We start from the raw sequence: 19,313 nt of genomic DNA, 5'->3' as shown, positions 1-19,313 counted from the left end.
TCGCCGCGGCGGGCGAGCGCGCCGGTGCGGCGCCCGGGGCGTTCGCGAGGTCGTTCGTCGGGTCGTTCGTATTGTTGTTCGGCGAGGCTTTCGTCATCGGTGAGGGAGGCTAACGGGTGTCCTTGTCGAGTTCCGGGTAGTGCCGGAAGATGCACGCTTCGTTGTGCGCGATGCGCCGGTCGGAGTCGAGATACGCGTCGATGCGCGGCCGTTCCAGCACCGCGTCGTGCAGCGCGGCAAGGCGCGGGTAGTGCTTCGGAAAGGTCTTCATCGCGCGCGGGAACGCGTAGTACAGGCCGTCGATCAGCTGGAACATCGACAGATCGACGTACGTCAGCGCGTCACCGACGAGGTACGTGTCGCCGGCCGGGTTCTGCTTCAGCACGCGCTCGAAGTAGTGCATGAACTTGGGAATGCGGTGGTCGATGAAGTCGTGTGCGCGCACCTTCGCCGCGTCTTTCTGATCCTCGTAATACAGATTCGACGCCAGCGGATGATGCGTGTCGTGCGCTTCGGTGACCATGTCCGCGATCGTCAGTTGCAGGCCGTTCACCACGTAGCGCAGGCTCTCGACGGCCGGCGCGAGTCCGTGCCGCGCGCCGAGATAGAACAGGATGTTGGCGGTCTGCGCGATCAGCAGATCGCCGTCTTTCAGGAACGGCGGGGCGAACGGCGGGCAGGGCTCGGACTTGCTGTCCATCACGGCCATCATCGCGCCGGTGCCGAGTCCGTCGCGCGCATCGCCGCGCGCCACTTCGACGTACTCCGCGCCGGCTTCTTCGAGCGCGAGCCGCACGAATTCGCCGCGGCCTTGCAGACCGTCCCAGTAATAGAGTTCGTAGGTCATCGATCGGTCCTCATTCGGTGGTTACCCGGGCCGCGCGTCGCCCACGCGGCGCGCATGCCTCGAGTATGCCGCGATGACGCACGCAGGTTGCGGACCTGAACGGCGCGGGCGGTTGCGTCGCGGGTGGGTTGCCGGTGCGTGCGCCGTGCGCTTTGAGCGGCGCTCGGCCGGTGCTCGGCCGGCTCCTGATCGGGGTTCGACCAGCATTCGACCCACGCCCGATGCGCTCGGCCAGCGCGCCCCACCGCCTGCCATACTGTTTCGCTCATGCCGGCTCCATGCCAGATGCCGAAAGCCTCGCCGGTCGCGAGGCTTGTCTGGGAGGCGGGCAGGAGCGGCCCGTGGCCGTGCGGACCGGCCGCCCGCCGGTCGCGGCATACGCGGCCTAGCCGAACAGACGCTCTACGGCCCATGTGATCCCGAGACCGCCGGCGAACAGCCACACATACAGCACGAGGCCGGTCATCAACGCGCGCGGTCCGGCTTCACGAATCTGCGCGACGCGCGTTTCCATGCCGAGCGCGGTCATTGCCATCGTCAGCGCAAACGTATCGAGCAGGGTCAGCGTATGCGTCGCCGCATCCGGCAACACGTGCACCGAATTCACACCGACGCACGCGAGAAAGCCGAGTGCGAACCACGGCACCGCGAGCTTGCGCGGCGCATGCGCGTGGCTGCCATCAGCCGTGCCACGGTGCGCGGCTGCGTGGCGCGCCGGCCGGTTCACCCACATGCCGACCGCGAGCAGCACCGGCACGAGCAGCATCACCCGCGTCATCTTCACGATCGTCGCGATATGCGTCGCCTCGGGGCTCACGTTGCTCGCCGCGCCGACCACCTGCGCGACTTCGTGAATCGTGCCGCCGAAGAACAGGCCCGCGCCGACCGTGTCGAGATGCAGCCAGCCGGCGCGCATCAGCGCCGGGTACAGGAACATCGACAGCGTGCCGAACAGCACGACGCTGCCGACCGCCATCGCGCTCTTGTGCGGTTTCGACTGCAGCGTCGATTCGAACGCGAGCACAGCCGCCGCGCCGCAGATCGCGCTGCCGGCCGCCGTGAGCAGCGCCGTGTCGCGATCGAGCTTCAGCAGCTTCATGCCGGCCCACGTGCCGATCGCGAGCGTGCTGACGACGATCAGCACCGATTCCGCGAGGCCCGGCAAACCGACTTGCGCGATTTCCTGCAGGCTCACGCGCAGGCCGAAGAACGCGACCGCGATGCGCAGCAGCTTGCGCGCGGAGAAATTGACGCCGGCCGCCCAGCTGGCCGGCATGCCGTCGCGCAGCACATTGCCGTAAATCGCCCCGGCGACGATGCCGACGATCAACGGACTCAAGCCGAGCGCGGCGACCGTCGGCAGCGATGCGACGCTGGTCACGGCGGCCGCGAACAGCGCGACGAACAGCACGCCGTTCAGTTGCCCGCGCGTCGAGGACGCGGCGGCCGTAGCGGGGTGAAGATGGGCGGTGGTCATGATGGATCAGGCTTCGATGAGTGGGCTTCAGGGTGTCCGTTACGACATGCAAAGATGTCCTTTACGGAACGTCTGAACTGTGGCTAATCCTAGTTTGGATATATAGATATGAAAAATCGTCATTTGTGACGTAAAATATTGGCTGGACCGATATTTCCAGCCCCATGACCCCCGATCAACTGATAACGTTCGCCGCCGTCGCCGAGCACCGCAATATCAGCCGCGCGTCGGTTGCGCTTCATCTGTCGCAGCCGGCGGTCTCCGGCCAGCTGCGTCAGTTGCAGGACGAATTCGGCGAGCCGCTGTACCTGCGCGATGGGCGCGGCGTGCGTCTCACGCCCGCGGGCGAGCAACTGGCGAGCTATGCGGCGCGTCTGCGCGATACGTGGCGCCAGGCGCACGCGTACCGCGATGCGCTGCGCGGGATGGAGCGCGGCACGTTGCGCATCGGCGCGAGCACCACGCCGGCCAGCTACCTGCTGCCGTATCTGATCGCCGAATTCCAGCGGCGCTATCCGGAAGTCACCCTGCATACGGCGGGCGGCAACACGTCGGAGATCGTCGGCGGCCTCGGTTCGCTCGATATCGCGCTGATCGAGGGCGTCGCCGGCCCGGATCTGCCGCCCGATACGGCCGTGCACGCGTGGCGCGAGGACGAGATCGTTGCGATCATGCCGCGCACGCATCCGCTCGCGGCGGCGGGGCGCAAGCAGGGTGTGTCGCTCGCGCAGTTGCGCGACGAACCGCTGGTGCTGCGCGAGGAAGGCTCCGGCGTACGGCAGCTGGTCGAACGCGCGTTTGCCGACGCGGGCTTGCCGATGCGGATCGCGCTCGAGATCGCCGGTGTCGAAGGGGGCAAGGAATCGGTGCGCGCGGGCATGGGCATCGGCTTCGTGTCGGCGATGTCGATGCGCCACGAGGACGACGCGCTGTGCCGCTGCTCGTTCGCGCCGCAACTGACGCGGCGCTTTTCGATCCTGGTGCCGCATGCGAGCGCGCCGTCGCGGCTGGTCGGCGGGTTTCTGGAACTGTGTCTCGCCGAAGGCTGATCGGATTGGCGCGGCGCGCGCGACGTGATCGCGACGCCTGGCCCGCGCGGCGTTTGCCTTTCGCACGGCAACCGTCGTGAGCGCGACTGCCGCGCGGCAACCGGAACGGCGCATTGCTGATTCAGACGATCGGCGATGCACATCGAAAGACCGCGACCGTCAGCCATCTGAAATGGCGCAATAAGCGCGGCTTTGGCATCCTACGGGTTCGTCGGCGCGGCGCGTCGCCGCCGCGGCCGTCGCGGCGGTGGCGCTCACGCTTGCCGTATCGCCGCAACCGCGCGTCATCGCTTGCGAGCGCTTGCAAGCGCGTGCTCATATCACCCCAACAAGGAAAATGAATCGATGAAAAGCAGGATCGTCGTGTACAAGCCGGTGCCGGAAGATGTGCTCGCCTATCTGCGCGAGCATGCGGAAGTGGTCGAAGTGGACGGCGACCGGCACGACGCCTTCGCCGCCGCGCTCAAGGATGCGGACGGCGCGATCGGCTCGACCGTCAAGGTCACGCCGGCGATGGTCGAGGGCGCGCCGCGGCTCAAGGCGCTGTCGACCATTTCCGTCGGCTACGACGCGTTCGACGTCGCCGATCTGACGCGCCGCCGCATCGTGCTGACGCACACGCCGGACGTGCTGACCGAGTCGACCGCCGACACCGTATTCGCGCTGATTCTCGCGACCGCGCGCCGCGTGGTCGACCTGGCCGAGTGGGTGAAGGCCGGGCAGTGGACGCATGGCGTCGCGCCTGCGCAATTCGGCGTCGACGTGTACGGCAAGACGCTCGGCATCGTCGGCATGGGACGCATCGGCGGCGCGGTCGCGCGCCGCGCGACGCTCGGCTTCAACATGAACGTGCTGTACACGAACCGCTCGGCGAACCCGGAGGCCGAGCGGCAATACGGCGCGCGCCGCGTCGAGCTGGCGGTGCTGCTGAAGGAAGCGGATTTCGTGTGCCTGCAGGTGCCGCTGTCGGATGAAACGCGGCATATGATCGGCGCGCGGCAACTGGCCGCGATGAAGAAAAGCGCGATCCTGATCAACGCGGCGCGCGGCCCGGTGGTCGACGAAGCGGCGTTGATCGACGCCCTGCGAGCCGGGACGATTCTCGCCGCCGGCCTCGATGTGTTCGAACAGGAACCGGTGGCCGCCGATTCGCCGCTGCTGTCGATGCGCAACGTGGTCGCGCTGCCGCATATCGGCTCGGCGACGCACGAAACGCGGCACGCGATGGCGCGCTGCGCGGCGGAAAACCTGGTGGGCGCGTTGAACGGCACGCTCACGCGCAACATCGTGAATCGCGAGGCGCTCGCGCGCTGAGCGTACGGGGCCGGCAGCGCGCCGCGCCACCCGGTTCGCGCGTGGCCTGACGGGCGCATGATGCGCCGCGTGCGGCTGCGTGCAACTGCGCGTGCGGCACGGAGAACGGCTCGAACGCGCGTCGACTTCGCGCTGATCTGCGATGATTCGGGCTGCGCCGCGCGATCCGAACGCGCCGCGCGGTCCGGCCGGGCCTGGTGAGCCGGACCGCCCACTCCCGAATCTGATAAGGAAGCTCATGCCCGTTGCACCGTTTACGCTCGCCTGTCTGGTTGCCGCAACGCTCCTGATGGCCGCGTTGCCAATCGTTCTGTATCTCCGGCTGCGCAAGCCGCTCGGGTTCGACCGGCGCCCCGCGATCGTCGGCATCGGCGTGTTCGCACTGTTTGCGATGTTGATCGAGCGCGGCTTGAACGACCTGCTGCTGAGGGCGAATCCGACGCTCGCCGGCTGGCTGAACCAGCCGACCGTATTCGTGATCGCCGGCGTGCTGTCGATCGGCATCTGCCAGGAGGTCGGGCGGTTTCTCGCGATGCGCTGGCTGGTCAAACGGCCGTCGTCGAAAGCGCTTGCCGCGACGCCGGCCGGCGAACCGCGCGAGCCGCATGCGCTCGCATACGGTCTGGGTCACGGCGGCGCCGAGTTGTGGTTCACCGGCGTAATCGTGCAGGTGCAATGGATCATGTTCGCGTGGCTCGAAGATCGCGGTCAGCTCGGCAGTGCGCTGTCCGGTCTGCCGCTCGATGCGCTGATGCGCATTCATCTGCTGGTCGTGAGCCTGACGCCGGCGGCGGCCGGCGTGTTTATCCTCGAACGCGGCGCGGCGCTGGTGTTCCAGATCGGCCTGTCGGTTCTGATGTGGCGCGGCGTGCGCGCCGGGTCGATCGCGGTGCTGCCGTTCGCGATCGCCGTGCATGCGCTGCTCGAAGTGCCGGCCGCGTTGTCGCAGACGCAGGCGTTGCCGCTCGCGGTCGTCGATACGATTTACGTGCTGCTCGCAGTGCCGCTCGCGATCGGACTCATCCGGCTGTTTCGCCGCGAGGCGCGCGGCGCGCAGCCCGTTGCGTAGCCGGCGGGCGCGTCCGCCACGTGATGCGTGAGCGTCGCTCCTTCAACCATTCCTCGACGACATGGAAGCCTATCAGTACGAGTGTGCGAGCGCCGATATCGAAGAACTCGCGCGCGTGATCAGCGATCTTTTTCCTGATCAGACACGGTTCGCCGAGCGGCTCGCGGAAGAAGGCGGCACGCCGGTTCTGACCGTTCAGTGGGTTGCGATGCGCTTTGGCGCGACCGCGCGAAAGATCACGATGAGCGTGGTGTTTGCGCCGCTTGCGCTGGCCCGTTACCGCGCGTTGCCGGCTCGTGCGCGCGGCCGCAGCTTCGCGGTGCTGCGCGCCTTCGTCGAAGCGTCGTTGGGTTCGCTCGAAGAGCAGTACGCGAACGGCGAGGCCGTGCCGCGCGAAGTCACCGTTGAACTCGGCGACGAGTTTGCTTGATGTGCGGGTGAGCGCGGGGTGTGCGGTGCGCGCGTAATGCGTTACGGCGCGCGGCGATATACCTTCGCAAAGCGCGCCGCCTGCACGACGCCGTAATCGCCGGGCGCGTATTGCATCACCCAGTCGCCGGCCGTGCCGTGCAAAACGTCGCCGCCCGCGGCCGTGCGCGCGAGGGTAAAGGCCTCATGCATCTGCTTCGCGAGGACCACGGCGGGGCGGTTGCGATAAGAGCCCGGCGTGCCGTGCGCCGTCGCGGCATCGAGCGGCGTGTACTTCGCATCGAAGCGCTCGCGCGACACCACCCAGCGCTCGCCAGTCGAACCGGTGATCAACGCATCGCCGATGCGATAGCGGTTCGCTCCTTCGAGACTCATCAGCTTGCCGTCGCCGCCGGCAAACTCCACCGTGACCGTCTCATCCTTCACGACACGTTGCGCGTGCGGATCGGTGCGTAAATCGAGGTTCTTCAGTTCGGTCATGACGGGCTTTGCAAGGAAGGGAAGCCAAGGCCGCGCGACGCGCAGCCCCAAGGACCCGCATGATGCCAGATTGCAGGACGACACTCGCAACGCTCGCGATACTCGAGCCACTCGCGCCATTCGCGTAAAAGCAAAAACGCCTGCCGTCGGGGCAGGCGTTCGGATGTCCCGCGTTCCGCAGCGCGTATTACGCGGCAGCGGGGCGCGTTGCCGTCAAGGCTTGACCGTCGAATCGTTGGCCGGCGCCGCTTTCTTGCCGCCGCGCTGCGAATGGCGCGGGCCTTGCGGCGGCGCTTCGCGGAACGTTGCATCGGCAAGCTTCTTCTGGTCCGCCGGCATGCTGTCGTAAAGCGGCTGGAAGGCATCGACAAGCTTCTTCGTGCCGTCCGCGTTCGCTTGCGCGATCTGCGCGTACTGCTTCATGTCGTCGATCGCGGACATGTCCTTGTTCGCACGGCGCTCTTCGAAGAGCTTCGCCATCGTCGCGCCGTTATCGCGCATCGCGTCGGCGAACGTGTTCCACTGCGCATCCTGCTGCGACGTGATTTTCAACTGCTGGTGCAGATAGGCGATGCGGTCTTCGACACGCTGCTCATGGCGTGCGGACCTGTCCGCGCCGGAAGCCGCCGACATCGCGGGGCTCGCGGCCGGCGTTGCGGTCTGCGCGAACGCGCCGCTGATCGAGAGTGCAGAAACGAGCAAAACGAGCGTTTTTTTCATCGAGACTCCTGATGTGCTGTTGGTATCGAGGTACGGCGGCAAAACGTAAACCGGGTAGCTCGCAAACCGGAGCGGCGCCGCGCGAAGCGATGCGCGCAACGCGTGCGGTCGCTCAACCGGTTTCGCGAGAAAGCCGCGACGTGCGACGCTTATTAATACCACGATATCGATGCAATGCGACGTCATTGCGACAACTGCTTACAACCGAAACCGCCGGGACACGCCCGGACAGGTGTTCGTCAGCGTTTGTCAGCATGCGGGGGCGCACCGGTGAGGACCGGCCCGCTCAACGGCTGATGCGCTGGATGTCGTGCAATGCCGCGCGTTCGCCGCGCAGGCCGTTGAAGATCAGATTCAGCACGACCGCCGATACCGCGGCGAGCAGAATGCCGCTATGCAGGAGCGGCGACAGCGCGGGCGGCAGCTTCGCGAAAAACTGCGGCGATACGACCGGCACGAGGCCGAGCCCGATGCTCACGGCAACGATAAACAGGTTGTGTTGATTCTTCACGAAGTCGACTTCCGACAGCACCTTGATGCCGTTTGCCGCGACCATGCCGAACATCACGATGCCGGCGCCGCCCAGCACGAAGGCCGGAATCGAGGCGACCACCTGCGCGAGCTTCGGCACGAGGCCGAGCACGATCAGGATCACGCCGCTCGTCGCGCAGACGAAGCGGCTCCTGATGCCGGTGATGCCGACGAGTCCGACGTTCTGCGAGAAGGACGTATACGGGAACGCGTTGAACACGCCGCCGATCAGCGTGCCGAGGCCGTCGACGCGCAGCCCGCGCACGAGCGCCTTCTGATCGACCGGCCGGCCGACCATGTCGCCGACCGCGAGGAACATGCCGGTCGATTCGATAAACGTGACGAACATCACGATGGTCATCGTGACGATCGACAACGGGTCGAAGCGCGGCATGCCGAAACGGAACGGCACGACCGCGCCGAGCCACGGCGCGCCGCTCACGCCGTCGAGATTCACACGGCCTAGCAGCGCGGCGATCGCAAAGCCGGCGACGATGCCGAGCAGCACCGACACGCTCGCGACAAAGCCCTTGCCGAAGCGGTGGATCAGCAGGATCAGCACCAGCACGACGAGCGAGAGCCCGAGGTAGACGGGGTTGCCATAATCGGGATTGCCGACGCCGCCCGCCGCCCAGTTGATGCCGACTTCCATCAGCGACAGTCCGATCACCGCGATCACGCTGCCGACCACGACCGGAGGAAAGAGCCGCAGCAGCTTGCCGATCGCGGGCGCGAGCAGAATGCCGAGCACGCCGGAGGCGATCGTCGAGCCGAAGATATCGAGCAGGCCGAGGTTCGGATTCGAGCCGATCGCGATCATCGGGCCGACCGCGGTGAAGGTGCAGCCCATGATGATCGGCAGCCGGATGCCGAAGATGCCGATGCCGAGCGTCTGGATCAGCGTCGCGATACCGCACGCGAACAGGTCGGCGCTGATCAGGAACGCGATCTGGTCCTTCGGCAATTTCAGCGCACTGCCGACGATCAGCGGGACTGCGATGGCGCCGGCATACATCACCAGCACGTGCTGGACACCCAGCGTCAGCAGACGGCCTGCCGGCAGTCGTTCGTCGCACGGGTGGACCGTGGTCGCGTGCATAGCTTCTCCTTTTTATCAACGGCAGAGGGGCGCCCGGCATCGAATGCGCGTGCGCGGCGCCGATACAACACTTGTTGCCGCCGGATATTCCGCTCGGACCGCATGAAGTCTCAACGGCCGCGTGCGCGCCATCGCGCCGGACGGCGACGAGGGCGCGCCGCACGGGGAGCGCGATCCCGCGCGCGATAGCAGCTTACGCCCATCCGTCGCGCATCGGCTGGCGCTATCACGGCGCAATCACGGCGATCGGGTGGCGGATTCTGCCGCGGGCCGGTTGCGAGCACGGTGTGCCATTACGTCGGACAACGATGCACTTCGCGTACTCGTTACGAAGCCACGCAGATTTAATGCAGATACTGCGCAGTCCACAGAAAGTTTAATGAAAATGCGTGGCCGCCAGTCGTTCTGCCCATACGACGCGCGCATTCACGACGCGTCGCCGCGTCCATGCCGCGACCGGCACGCGCGCGTATTCGACGAAGCCGCGCGCGCCAGCCCGCCGTGCGGCATGGGACACTCCACAGAGGAATCATGTTGGCGACTACGACGGAACTGGCCGGCTCACTGACCGACCTGCTGCCGAGGCTATGGGCATTCGCATGGCGAATCACCGGCGACCGGCTCGAAGCGGAAGAGCTCACGCAAAAGACCTGTTTGTGCGCGCGCAAGCACGTCGGACCGGGGCCGCATCGCATGCGGCCGTTGTGCAGGCTTTATACGATTGCGTATCGGATCTGGAGCGACGATCTGCGCTCGCGAAGCACACGCGAGCGGGCGAATGCGACGCCGCTCGCGGATTCGCCGGCGGGGCCGCCGGTGCAGCGCGGACAACACGGCGCGCATCCGGCAGCGCCCGATCCGTCAAGCGACGCGCTGAGTCAGCGCATCGTCGCGGCGGTCGATCAACTGCCGCACGCGCAACGCATCGCGATGCTGCTGGTTGCGATCGAGGCGCTCAGTTACGCGGAAGCGGCTCACGTGCTCGATGTGCCGGTCCATACCGTGATGAGCCGCGTCGCGCGTGCACGTCAGGCCCTTGGGCGGACGTTCGCGGCCCAGCCGGACCGGTGCGGCAAGCATACGGTGCGGTAGCGGGGCGGGTGCGGGGTGCAGGGAGGGTAGAGGGCGGCGCCGACCGCAGCGGCAAGCAAGCGGCATAAGCGGCGTAAGCGGCACAAGCGGCACAAGCGGCACAAGCGGCACAAGCGGCACAAGCGGCACAAGCGGCACAAGCGGCACAAGCGGCACAAGCGGCACAAGCGGCACAAGCGGCACAAGCGGCATAAGCGGCATAAGCGGCGGCCGCGAACGCGGGCATAATCGCGAAGACGCCGATGTTGCGAGCGGATGCCAGCGTCGACGCATGCGTCGCCGGTCCGCTCGCGTTGCGCGCAGCAGCGCGCCGGCGAACGGCTCCCGTCAACCTTCACTGCAACGCTTCGTTTTCAATGAGACCACCGCGCCTCGACCAACTCGACGACCTCGACCGCAACCTCGTTGCGTTGCTGCAGAACAATGCGCGCGAAAGCGTCGCGAACCTCGCGCGCCAGCTCGGCGTCGCGCGAACCACGGTGATCGCGCGCATCGCGCGGCTCGAAAAAACCCATGTGATTGCCGGCTATGGCGTGCGGCTTGGCCAGGACGTGCTCGATGCGAGCATCGTCGCGTATGTCGGCATCATCATCGCGCCGAAGTACGGCCCGGACGTGCAAAAGCGTCTCGCGAAGATGCCTGAAGTGCAACTGCTGTGCGCGGTGAGCGGCGAGTTCGATTACGTCGCCTGGCTGCGCGCCGATTCTCCGGACCGCCTCAATGAACTGCTCGATCAGATCGGCGGCCTCGCGGGCGTCGAGCGTACGACCACGTCGATCATCCTCGCGCGGAAGATCGATCGCGGAATGATCGGCGCCGCGCGCGGCTAGGCTCGGCTTGGCGCGTGTGCGCGGCCAGCGCGGATGCCGGCTGCCCGCACATGTGCCTCCCGCGCGGACGCCGCTATTTACGCCGTTTTTATGTTTTTTCGTCGATTCGACTGACCGCGCCGTCAAAACGTCGAGTTCCGTGGTCGATACGCAGCATTCTGCGCGTAGGAACCGTTTGTCCTTCTCCTTAAACTGTGTCCAGGGTTTGCCCGCCGGGCGCCGCGCGCGGGCTTGCAAGCCGCGCCGCGCGCAATCCCGCTCACGACACTCACAACAAAGGAGAAGCGCATGAACATCGCCATCGTCGGCGCCGGTCTGATTGGCCATACGATCGCCCACATGCTGCGCGAGACCGGCGACTATGACGTGGTCGCGCTCGATCGCGACCAGCACGCGCTCGACAAACTCGCTGCTCAAGGCATTCCAACCCGCCGTGTCGATTCCGCCGACGCCGCCGCGCTGCGCGCCGCGTTGCAGGGCTTCGACGTGCTCGTCAATGCATTGCCGTATTACCTCGCGGTGAATGTCGCCGCCGCGGCGAAAGGCGCGGGTGTGCATTATTTCGACCTGACCGAAGACGTGCGCGCGACTCACGCAATCCGCGCAATTGCCGACGGCGCCGATCATGCGTTCATGCCGCAATGCGGACTCGCGCCGGGCTTTATCGGCATCGCCGCGCACGAACTCGCGAACCGTTTCAGCGAAATCCGCGACGTGAAGATGCGCGTCGGCGCGTTGCCGGAGTTCCCGACCAATGCGCTGAAGTACAACCTGACGTGGAGCGTCGACGGGTTGATCAACGAGTATTGTCAGCCATGCGAAGCGATTCGCGACAGCCGCACGCAGTGGGTGCAGCCGCTCGAAGGACTCGAGCATTTCTCGCTCGATGGCATCGAGTATGAGGCGTTCAATACGTCGGGTGGGCTCGGCACATTGTGCGAGACGCTGTCCGGCCGCGTCGAATCGCTCGACTACAAGTCGGTGCGCTATCCGGGTCATCGCGATCTGATGCAGTTCCTGCTCGAAGACCTGCGCCTGTCGACCGACCGCGATACGCTGAAGTCGATCATGCGCCGCGCGGTGCCGTCCACCGCGCAGGACGTCGTGCTGGTGTTCATTACGGTGACCGGCATGCGCGATGGCCAACTGGTGCAGGAAGTCTTTACGCGCAAGATCTTCGCGAAGACGGTATGCGGGATGCCGATGAGCGCGATCCAGATCACCACCGCGGGCGCGATGTGCGCGGTGCTCGATCTGTTCCGCGAAAAACGCTTGCCGCAAAGCGGATTCGTGCGGCAGGAGCAGGTGCCGCTGCGCGACTTTCTGGCCAACCGGTTCGGCCAGCTATACGAAGGCGAGCCGCTCGACGCGATGGCGACCGTCTGAGGCCGGACTGTACGTCTCACGCCGGGCTGTACTTCAGGCGCTGCGGCGCGACTGCCAACGGGCGGCGCGGCGCAGCGCCTGGTTCATTTGCGCGGAGCGCGGCACTCAATCGGACCCGCGCTCGCGCTGGCCGATGAGTTGCCGCAGCAGCGCATCGTAGTCGGCCGCGGCGGGCGCCGTGTTGTCGAACAGCAGCACGCCGTCTCGCTGGCCTTGCGTCAACTCACGCCATGCGAAGCGGCGCTGCCGGTATTCATCCCAATGTGCAAGCTTGTACGCGTCGGCCGGATCGTGACGCGCGGCGATCCGTCTTCGCGCAGCGTCCTCGTCGGTCGCGACCCATACCACGCGAATCTCCACATCGTCACCGACGCCCAGCCAGTCACGATCGAATAGCCGCCGCTCGCGCACTTCTCGCGACAGCGGCGCGACCACCAGCACGCTGACGCCGAGCGCGAGATTGTCGCGCGCGGTATCGATCAGGCCGCGGTACTCCGGATCACGCAGATGCTGCAAAAAGAGCGGACTGTCGCGGTCATCCGGATCGCCGGTCAGTGCGCGCATCGTCGCGGCGCCGGTGCGGCCGTAGAGCGTGTCCTTGTCGAGCAGACAGAAGGGCGTGCCGCGTGCCTGCATCAACGGTGTGAAGATCCGCCGCGCGACGGTGGTCTTGCCGGCGCCCGCGTGACCGCAAAAAAACACGAGCGAGGTCACGGTGCGCGCACGGCCGGCAAAAGAGTGCCGGGCAATACGTTCACAGCGGCGGGTCCGCGGCGGGCGCGGGGTCGGTGGGGGCGCTTCCGGCAGCGGGCGCGGCCGGGTCGCGCGTGAACCTGCCGTTCGTCTCGAGCCACATCACGTTGATGATGCCGAAGCCCAATGCGACTCCGATGCCGAGGATCCAGCTGAAGTACCACATGAACGTCTCCCAGTTCAATTTGCCGATTGGACGATCTTCGCGGCGCGTTTTATCTATGGCTTACTGACGTCTGTGCGCAACCCTCACGGTGGCTTGGTTCAAGCAAACACCGGTTGGCTGTTGCGCCGATCATCACCCGGAAGACCGGGCGACGCAAGCGTCGCCCGAGCGTCGGGTTATCCAGGCTTTTTTCTTTTCTTGGGAGGTGATAGCATTGATAGCATGTCAAGTTATGGAGATACCTATCATGCCCAATCTGCTGGTTCGGGGCCTCGACGAGGCTCTTGTGCAGCGCCTGCGCGAGCGGGCGGCGGCGAACGGACGCAGTGTCGAAGCGGAGCATCGGGACATTCTGGCGGAGGCGTTGCATCACCCGAAAAAGCTCAGCTTTGCCGCACTGCTGATGAGCATGCCCGAAGTCGGCACAGACGCTGATTTCGAGCGGATCAACAACGATGACGAAGTCGAGGGAAAACGTGTATTTGATTGATACCAATGTTATTAGCGAGATGCGCAAGCGCGGCGGCGCGCATCCCGGTGTGCGCGAGTTTTTCAGCCGCGCGGCGAAGGAGCAGCTCAAGCTGTATCTGTCGGTGATCACCATTGGCGAACTGCGCCGCGGCGTCGAGGTGATCCGTCACCGCGGCGACGTGGAGCAGGCAAGCCAGCTGGAAGGATGGCTGAATACCATCCTCACGTCGTTCGCGAATCACATCCTGACGATTGGCGACGACGTCGCGCAAACGTGGGGTCGTCTGCGTGTGCCGCATGCCGAGCATTCGCTCGACAAGCTGATTGCGGCCACCGCGTTGATCTACAACCTCACGGTTGTCACGCGCAATACAGGCGACTTTGCGGATACCGGCGCGCGCGTGGTGAATCCGTTCAATGCATAGCGCGGGGCTCGCGCGATGCGCTGTGATCGCGTTTGAACTCACACGTGACGCATCGGTGGCTGGCAGAAGCACACAGCGAAACGAAGAAGGCAGCGAACAAGGCAACGAACAGGCGACGGTCGTGCATCCCATCGGGAGACCGATTGTGGAATCGATCATGCAACAGTTCGCGCAGAACAGAGCCAACGGAGACGACTGATGCGGCCACAGCTGCGGCTTACTGTTTGTCAACACAGTCGCGACGCGCGCCGGCGCGCGTCGCGGCATGTGGAAGGCCGCGTCAATGCCTTACGTGTGCGCAGCGCGTCAGTCATCGCCGCTGTATGCGTGGCTGTGTGCCTGACCGCATGCGGCGCGACGCCCGCAGAACCGGTACCGTTCAAGGCAGTGCCGGCCGAGCGCGTGGTCAAGCCGACCTACACGGAGCCCGGCAACGGCAAGATCGCGGTCGACGTGCGGCGTGAGCGGACCGACAATGTCATCGTGCGTTTTCGCGATGCACTCGTCTATGTGGATGGCGAGCAGGTCGCCGATCTGATGAACGGCGAGCACATTGTGTTTTATCTGAGTCCGGGCGTGCACCGGCTCGCCGTGTCGACGCAGTTCGACCCGGTACGTGAATTGCAATTTCTCGTGACCGCCGACCCGCGCTACACGAACCGCGCGAGCGTCACGTTCGATCCCGACCACCGGATCGGGTTGCGGCGCGTTGCGCAATAGAAGCCCGCTGCATCCAGCGGCACCCACGACAACCTGCGGTCCAACCATTCGACACATGACCCGACAGACCATTCAAGGCACCCCACCATGCTGATCAATTGCGCCGCATATCAGGACGGCCGAAAACTCGCCGATATCGAAATCGACGACATCAGCGTCTATGTCGCGAAGCCCGAGTGCTTCGTCTGGGTTGCGCTGAAAGATCCCGGCCCCGGCGAACTCGATGTGATGAAGCTCGAGTTCGGCTTGCACGAACTGGCGCTCGAGGATGTCCGCAACGGCCACCAGCGGCCGAAAATCGAGGAGTACGGCGAGTCGCTGTTCGCGGTGTTGCACACGCTGGAGATGGACGACGACGGCGAGATCCTGATCGGCGAGGTCGACGTATTTGTCGGCAGCAACTATGTGCTGACGGTGCGCAACCGTACGCGGCACGGCTTCCAGGAAGTGCGCGCGCGCTGCGAGCGCGAGCCGCAACTGCTCAGGCAGGGCGCCGCATTCGTGCTGTACGCGCTCGCGGACAATATCGTCGACCGCTATTTCCCGATTCTCGAAGCGCTCGGCACCGAGATCGAGCAGATCGAAGACCGCATCTTCGACAAGCACAGCCTGGCCGCGTCGCGCGCGATCATCCAGGACCTGTATTCGTTAAAGCGCCGGCTGGTCACGCTCGAGCATCACATCGCGCCGTTGCTGGAGGCGATCAGCAAGTTCACCGGCGGCCGGATTCCGGTGGTCTGCTCAGGCATGCAGGCGTACTTTCGCGATGTCTACGACCATCTCGACCGGATCGTGCGCACCATCGACGGGCGCCGCGAAATGATCGTCACCGCGATCCAGGTGAACCTCGGCATGATCTCGCTTGCGGAGAACGAGGTGACCAAGCGCCTCGGTTCATTTGCCGCACTGTTTGCGGTGCCGACCATGATCGCCGGCATCTATGGGATGAACTTCGAGAAGATCCCGGAGTTGCACTACGCGTATGGCTACCCGATCTGTGTCGGCGTGATGGCGTTGATCGACATGTTCCTGTGGTGGCGCTTCAAGAAGGCGGGCTGGCTGTAGCCGGCCACGAAGCGCCGGCCGCAGTTGCAAGCGGCACAGCGGCACAGCGGCACGGTGGCGGTGACCGGCATCAGCGCGCCGTCCGCCGCGGACGGCCTGTCGAGCACCATCTGCGTCACGCGTGCCACGCACGCCACGCACGCGCGCACGAGGCGCCACAGCTTCAGCTCGCGCGCTGTGCGGCGCAGCACCTCCTGTCGTTGACAGCGGCGAGCGGCTCCGTTGAGAATAGGTGACGCAAACGTTTGCGTACCTCAATAAACAAGGCTTTTTGTTTAAGCCTGCCAACAACAGGAGACAACATGAACCAACGCATTCGCCGCCGCGTCGTTGCCGCCGGGCTCGCGCTCACCGCCATCATCGCCTTGCCCACGTTGCCGGCGCATGCGCAGGCCGCGAAAAAACCGCGAGTCGCGCTGGTCATGAAATCGCTCGCGAACGAGTTCTTCCTCACCATGGAGACCGGCGCGAAGGAATATCAGCAGCACAATCCGAGCACCTTCGACCTGATCACCAACGGCATCAAGGACGAAACCGACACCGCCAACCAGATCCGCATCGTCGAGCAGATGATCGTCTCGAAGGTCGACGCGATCGTGCTCGCGCCGGCCGATTCGAAGGCGCTGGTGCCGGTGGTCAAGAAGGCGGTCGATGCCGGCATCATCGTCGTCAATATCGACAACCGGCTCGACCCCGAGGTGCTGAAGTCGAAGGATCTGAACGTGCCCTTCGTCGGCCCGGACAATCGCAAGGGCGCACAGAAGGTCGGCGACTATCTCGCGCAAAAGCTGAAGGCGGGCGACGAGGTCGGCATCATCGAAGGCGTATCGACCACCACCAATGCGCAGCAGCGCACCGCGGGCTTCAAGGACGCGATGCAGAAAGTCGGCGCGAAGATCGTATCGGTGCAATCGGGAGAGTGGGAAATTGATAAGGGAAACGCGGTTGCATCCGCTATGCTCAATGAGTACCCGAACCTGAAGGCGCTTCTGTGCGGTAACGACAACATGGCGATCGGCGCGGTGTCGGCGGTGCGCGCGGCGGGCAAGCAGGGCAAGGTGTATGTGGTGGGCTACGACAACATCAACGCGATCAAGCCGATGCTGAAGGACGGCCGCGTGCTTGCGACCGCCGACCAGTATGCGGCGAAGCAGGCGGTGTTCGGCATCGACACCGCATTGAAGGCGTTGAGCGAGCACAAGAAGCAGTCGCAACTGTCCGGCGTGGTCGAGACGCCGGTGGACCTCGTGACGAAGTGAGCGCGACGTCGTCGCAGCGGTCAACCAGCGGCGCGCAAGCAGGCAGGACGGCACGTTTGAACATGCCACAAGGCGGGGCGGCGTGCGCAGCCGGTTGCAGGTCGATCGCGGGACGATTGCGGGACATCCACCGTGCATTTTCGCTATTGTCGAATGTGCTTGCGCCAATTCAATAGCTGCTAAAGAAATCCGCCGCGCGGCCGTTATCGAGTTAAGCGTCATGACGGCCAGCGCGGCGCAGCAGATGCGCCCGGCATGGTCCGCGTCGTATCGTGCGCACCGGGCGGCGGGTTCGAACGCGCTTCGAGCCGCTGCCGCGGACGGTCTTTCGACCCGGCGCACGAGCGCGCGCAGCATGCCGACATGACCTGCGTGGCTGCCGGCGCCGCGTCGTCCGCTCGACAATGAGCGCACGAGACCCGGCGCGGCGGCCCGAAACCTTGACCACAATGGATTCGACCGACCACGACGCATTGCCCGCCATACTGTCCGTAACCGGAATCGGCAAGACCTATGTCGAACCGGTGCTATCCGACATCGCGCTCACGCTGCGCGCCGGCGAAGCGCTGGCGTTGACCGGCGAAAACGGCGCGGGCAAAAGCACGCTGTCGAAAATCATCGGCGGCCTCGTCGCGCCGAGCACCGGCACGATGCGCCTCGCCGGCGCGCCGTACGCGCCGGCCAGCCGGACCCAGGCCGAAGCGCTTGGCGTGCGCATGGTGATGCAGGAGCTGAACCTGCTGTCGACGCTCTCGGTTGCCGAAAACCTGTTTCTGAACCGCCTGCCGCAGCGTGCCGGTGTGCCGCTCGGCTGGATCGACCGGCGGCGTCTGCGCGCGGACGCGCGCGACGCGATGGCGCAGGTCGGGCTCGAAGCGATCGATCCGGACACGCTCGTCGGCGAACTCGGCATCGGCCATCAGCAGATGGTCGAAATCGCACGCAACCTGATCGGCGATTGCCGCGTGCTGATTCTCGACGAACCGACCGCGATGCTGACCGCCCGCGAAGTCGATCTGCTGTTCGAACAGGTCGACCGGCTGAAGGCGCGCGGTGTCGCGCTCGTCTACATTTCGCACCGGCTCGAAGAACTCGCACGGATCGCCGAGCGCATCGCGGTGCTGCGCGACGGCAGGCTCGTGCATCTCGGCGAGATGGCGAACCTGACGAGCGACCGGATCGTCACGCTGATGGTCGGCCGGGAGATCGGCGAGCGGATCGATCTCGGCGAGCGCCGGATCGGTGCGACGCTGCTGAAAATCGACGGGCTCGGCCGCGCCGACGTGGTGCGCGACGTGTCGTTCGACGTGCGCGCGGGCGAGATCTTCGGCGTGAGCGGACTGATCGGTGCGGGTCGTACCGAACTGATGCGTCTTATCTATGGCGCGGACCTGAAAGATCGCGGCACCGTGTCGCTCGCGGCCGCGCCGGGCACGCCGCCCGTACCGTTGCAGATCGCATCGCCGGCCGACGCGGTGCGTCACGGCATCGCGCTCATCACCGAAGACCGCAAGGGCGAAGGATTGTTGCTGCCGCAACCGGTTGCGGCGAACATCTCGCTCGGCAACATCGGCCGCGTCGCGCGGCACGGCTTCGTCGACGCGCAGCGCGAGAACGCGCTTGCGAACCAGCAGATCGCCGCGCTGCGCATCCGCACGTCGGGACCCGCGCAGCCGGTCGGCGAGCTGTCCGGCGGCAATCAGCAGAAAGTCGTCATCGGCCGCTGGCTTGCGCGCGACTGCAAGGTGCTGCTGTTCGACGAACCGACGCGCGGCATCGACGTCGGCGCGAAGTTCGACATTTACGCGCTGATGGGCGCGCTCGCCCGCGACGGCCGCGCGCTCGTCGTCGTGTCGAGCGATCTGCGCGAGCTGATGCTGATCTGCGACCGGATCGGCGTGATGTCGGCCGGCCGGATGACAGGCATCTTCGAGCGCGATGCGTGGTCGCAGGATGCGCTGCTCGCCGCCGCGTTCGCCGGCTATCGCAGCCGCGAAGCGCTGCTTGAAACGCACGACGCACAGGCAGGAGGGCTGTCATGATCAGCGCACGGCAGCAGGTCAAAATGAGCGAGGAGCCCGGCATGGGCGGCAGCGGCGGACCGGCCGCGCGCGCCGGCGGTGTCGATGCC

The 19,313-nt window shown here is 65.7% G+C and carries 20 protein-coding genes; 13 read left to right on the top strand and 7 right to left on the bottom strand.

The window, feature by feature from the left end:
• Positions 1–109: 109 nt before the first annotated feature.
• Both HV675_RS15175 and HV675_RS15170 read right to left on the bottom strand, forming a co-directional pair.
• Positions 110–847, bottom strand: a complete 738-nt coding sequence (locus HV675_RS15175; RefSeq protein ID WP_175111743.1) for a glutathione S-transferase — start codon at positions 845–847, stop codon at positions 110–112.
• A 385-nt stretch (positions 848–1,232) separates the two neighbouring features.
• Positions 1,233–2,324 (bottom strand): YeiH family protein, encoded by a 1,092-nt coding sequence (locus HV675_RS15170; protein WP_175111742.1) that lies wholly within the window; start codon positions 2,322–2,324, stop codon positions 1,233–1,235.
• A gap of 164 nt (positions 2,325–2,488) precedes the next feature.
• Here HV675_RS15170 and HV675_RS15165 point away from each other — a divergent pair, with 164 nt between their 5' ends.
• The 4 genes from HV675_RS15165 (at position 2,489) to HV675_RS15150 (ending at position 6,186) form a co-directional block, all read left to right on the top strand.
• Positions 2,489–3,373 carry a LysR family transcriptional regulator gene (locus tag HV675_RS15165; protein ID WP_175111741.1) on the top strand — a complete coding sequence of 295 codons (885 nt, stop codon included), beginning with the start codon at positions 2,489–2,491 and terminating at the stop codon, positions 3,371–3,373.
• Between the two features lie 345 nt (positions 3,374–3,718).
• Positions 3,719–4,687 carry an NAD(P)-dependent oxidoreductase gene (locus HV675_RS15160; RefSeq protein WP_175111740.1) on the top strand — a complete coding sequence of 323 codons (969 nt, stop codon included), beginning with the start codon at positions 3,719–3,721 and terminating at the stop codon, positions 4,685–4,687.
• 238 nt (positions 4,688–4,925) lie between these two features.
• A complete protein-coding gene (locus HV675_RS15155; protein ID WP_175111739.1) occupies positions 4,926–5,756 on the top strand; it encodes a YhfC family intramembrane metalloprotease in 831 nt (276 codons plus the stop codon).
• Positions 5,757–5,817: 61 nt separating this feature from the next.
• Positions 5,818–6,186 (top strand): DUF3022 domain-containing protein, encoded by a 369-nt coding sequence (locus HV675_RS15150; RefSeq protein ID WP_175111738.1) that lies wholly within the window; start codon positions 5,818–5,820, stop codon positions 6,184–6,186.
• Positions 6,187–6,227: 41 nt separating this feature from the next.
• Here the strand turns inward: HV675_RS15150 and HV675_RS15145 are convergent, their stop codons facing one another.
• From HV675_RS15145 to HV675_RS15135, 3 genes are all read right to left on the bottom strand, one after another.
• Complete coding sequence (locus tag HV675_RS15145) at positions 6,228–6,665, bottom strand: PGDYG domain-containing protein (protein ID WP_175111737.1); 438 nt, start codon at positions 6,663–6,665, stop codon at positions 6,228–6,230.
• Between the two features lie 213 nt (positions 6,666–6,878).
• Positions 6,879–7,385: a Spy/CpxP family protein refolding chaperone gene (locus HV675_RS15140; RefSeq protein WP_175111736.1), complete on the bottom strand. Its 507-nt coding sequence runs from the start codon at positions 7,383–7,385 to the stop codon at positions 6,879–6,881.
• A 286-nt stretch (positions 7,386–7,671) separates the two neighbouring features.
• A complete protein-coding gene (locus HV675_RS15135) occupies positions 7,672–9,015 on the bottom strand; it encodes a nucleobase:cation symporter-2 family protein (protein ID WP_175111735.1) in 1,344 nt (447 codons plus the stop codon).
• Between the two features lie 531 nt (positions 9,016–9,546).
• On the opposite strand from HV675_RS15135, the gene HV675_RS15130 reads away from it, so the two are divergent.
• The 3 genes from HV675_RS15130 to HV675_RS15120 all read left to right on the top strand — a co-directional run bounded on the left by HV675_RS15130 (position 9,547) and on the right by HV675_RS15120 (position 12,323).
• A complete protein-coding gene (locus HV675_RS15130; RefSeq protein ID WP_175111734.1) occupies positions 9,547–10,107 on the top strand; it encodes an RNA polymerase sigma factor in 561 nt (186 codons plus the stop codon).
• A gap of 356 nt (positions 10,108–10,463) precedes the next feature.
• A complete protein-coding gene (locus tag HV675_RS15125) occupies positions 10,464–10,937 on the top strand; it encodes an Lrp/AsnC family transcriptional regulator (RefSeq protein ID WP_175111733.1) in 474 nt (157 codons plus the stop codon).
• 288 nt (positions 10,938–11,225) lie between these two features.
• Entirely contained in the window at positions 11,226–12,323 is a 1,098-nt protein-coding gene (locus HV675_RS15120; RefSeq protein WP_175111732.1) for a saccharopine dehydrogenase family protein, read from the top strand.
• A gap of 105 nt (positions 12,324–12,428) precedes the next feature.
• Here the strand turns inward: HV675_RS15120 and HV675_RS15115 are convergent, their stop codons facing one another.
• Complete coding sequence (locus HV675_RS15115; RefSeq protein WP_175111731.1) at positions 12,429–13,037, bottom strand: P-loop nucleotide/nucleoside kinase family protein; 609 nt, start codon at positions 13,035–13,037, stop codon at positions 12,429–12,431.
• Positions 13,038–13,077: 40 nt separating this feature from the next.
• Positions 13,078–13,242: a cytochrome bd-I oxidase subunit CydX gene (cydX, locus tag HV675_RS32950; protein WP_175111730.1), complete on the bottom strand. Its 165-nt coding sequence runs from the start codon at positions 13,240–13,242 to the stop codon at positions 13,078–13,080.
• 247 nt (positions 13,243–13,489) lie between these two features.
• On the opposite strand from cydX, the gene HV675_RS15105 reads away from it, so the two are divergent.
• From HV675_RS15105 to HV675_RS15080, 6 genes are all read left to right on the top strand, one after another.
• Positions 13,490–13,732, top strand: a complete 243-nt coding sequence (locus tag HV675_RS15105) for a FitA-like ribbon-helix-helix domain-containing protein (protein WP_175111729.1) — start codon at positions 13,490–13,492, stop codon at positions 13,730–13,732.
• Positions 13,719–14,138: a type II toxin-antitoxin system VapC family toxin gene (locus tag HV675_RS15100; protein ID WP_175111728.1), complete on the top strand. Its 420-nt coding sequence runs from the start codon at positions 13,719–13,721 to the stop codon at positions 14,136–14,138. Before HV675_RS15105 ends, HV675_RS15100 begins: the two co-directional genes overlap by 14 nt.
• A 327-nt stretch (positions 14,139–14,465) precedes the next feature.
• Complete coding sequence (locus HV675_RS15095) at positions 14,466–14,858, top strand: DUF2846 domain-containing protein (RefSeq protein WP_246270293.1); 393 nt, start codon at positions 14,466–14,468, stop codon at positions 14,856–14,858.
• 87 nt (positions 14,859–14,945) lie between these two features.
• Complete coding sequence (gene corA / locus HV675_RS15090; RefSeq protein WP_175111727.1) at positions 14,946–15,923, top strand: magnesium/cobalt transporter CorA; 978 nt, start codon at positions 14,946–14,948, stop codon at positions 15,921–15,923.
• 302 nt (positions 15,924–16,225) lie between these two features.
• Positions 16,226–17,182, top strand: a complete 957-nt coding sequence (locus tag HV675_RS15085; RefSeq protein ID WP_175111726.1) for a sugar ABC transporter substrate-binding protein — start codon at positions 16,226–16,228, stop codon at positions 17,180–17,182.
• Positions 17,183–17,631: 449 nt separating this feature from the next.
• Positions 17,632–19,224 carry a sugar ABC transporter ATP-binding protein gene (locus tag HV675_RS15080; RefSeq protein WP_175111725.1) on the top strand — a complete coding sequence of 531 codons (1,593 nt, stop codon included), beginning with the start codon at positions 17,632–17,634 and terminating at the stop codon, positions 19,222–19,224.
• Positions 19,225–19,313 lie beyond the last annotated feature (89 nt).

The sequence above is a fragment of the Paraburkholderia solisilvae genome, from assembly GCF_902859875.1.
GTDB classification, from domain to species: Bacteria; Pseudomonadota; Gammaproteobacteria; order Burkholderiales; family Burkholderiaceae; genus Paraburkholderia; species Paraburkholderia solisilvae.
Note: the sequence above shows the minus strand (reverse complement) of the source record. Positions and strands in the feature narration are given on the sequence as shown.

What these genes read in the sequence shown, in the direction of transcription:
- HV675_RS15175 (WP_175111743.1), bottom strand. Translation starts at nt 847, where the DNA reads ATGACCTACGAACTCTATTACTGGGACGGTCTGCAAGGCCGCGGCGAA.
- HV675_RS15170 (WP_175111742.1), bottom strand. Translation starts at nt 2,324, where the DNA reads ATGACCACCGCCCATCTTCACCCCGCTACGGCCGCCGCGTCCTCGACG.
- HV675_RS15165 (WP_175111741.1), top strand. Translation starts at nt 2,489, where the DNA reads ATGACCCCCGATCAACTGATAACGTTCGCCGCCGTCGCCGAGCACCGC.
- HV675_RS15160 (WP_175111740.1), top strand. Translation starts at nt 3,719, where the DNA reads ATGAAAAGCAGGATCGTCGTGTACAAGCCGGTGCCGGAAGATGTGCTC.
- HV675_RS15155 (WP_175111739.1), top strand. Translation starts at nt 4,926, where the DNA reads ATGCCCGTTGCACCGTTTACGCTCGCCTGTCTGGTTGCCGCAACGCTC.
- HV675_RS15150 (WP_175111738.1), top strand. Translation starts at nt 5,818, where the DNA reads ATGGAAGCCTATCAGTACGAGTGTGCGAGCGCCGATATCGAAGAACTC.
- HV675_RS15145 (WP_175111737.1), bottom strand. Translation starts at nt 6,665, where the DNA reads ATGACCGAACTGAAGAACCTCGATTTACGCACCGATCCGCACGCGCAA.
- HV675_RS15140 (WP_175111736.1), bottom strand. Translation starts at nt 7,385, where the DNA reads ATGAAAAAAACGCTCGTTTTGCTCGTTTCTGCACTCTCGATCAGCGGC.
- HV675_RS15135 (WP_175111735.1), bottom strand. Translation starts at nt 9,015, where the DNA reads ATGCACGCGACCACGGTCCACCCGTGCGACGAACGACTGCCGGCAGGC.
- HV675_RS15130 (WP_175111734.1), top strand. Translation starts at nt 9,547, where the DNA reads ATGTTGGCGACTACGACGGAACTGGCCGGCTCACTGACCGACCTGCTG.
- HV675_RS15125 (WP_175111733.1), top strand. Translation starts at nt 10,464, where the DNA reads ATGAGACCACCGCGCCTCGACCAACTCGACGACCTCGACCGCAACCTC.
- HV675_RS15120 (WP_175111732.1), top strand. Translation starts at nt 11,226, where the DNA reads ATGAACATCGCCATCGTCGGCGCCGGTCTGATTGGCCATACGATCGCC.
- cydX (WP_175111730.1), bottom strand. Translation starts at nt 13,242, where the DNA reads ATGTGGTACTTCAGCTGGATCCTCGGCATCGGAGTCGCATTGGGCTTC.
- HV675_RS15105 (WP_175111729.1), top strand. Translation starts at nt 13,490, where the DNA reads ATGCCCAATCTGCTGGTTCGGGGCCTCGACGAGGCTCTTGTGCAGCGC.
- corA (WP_175111727.1), top strand. Translation starts at nt 14,946, where the DNA reads ATGCTGATCAATTGCGCCGCATATCAGGACGGCCGAAAACTCGCCGAT.
- HV675_RS15085 (WP_175111726.1), top strand. Translation starts at nt 16,226, where the DNA reads ATGAACCAACGCATTCGCCGCCGCGTCGTTGCCGCCGGGCTCGCGCTC.
- HV675_RS15080 (WP_175111725.1), top strand. Translation starts at nt 17,632, where the DNA reads ATGGATTCGACCGACCACGACGCATTGCCCGCCATACTGTCCGTAACC.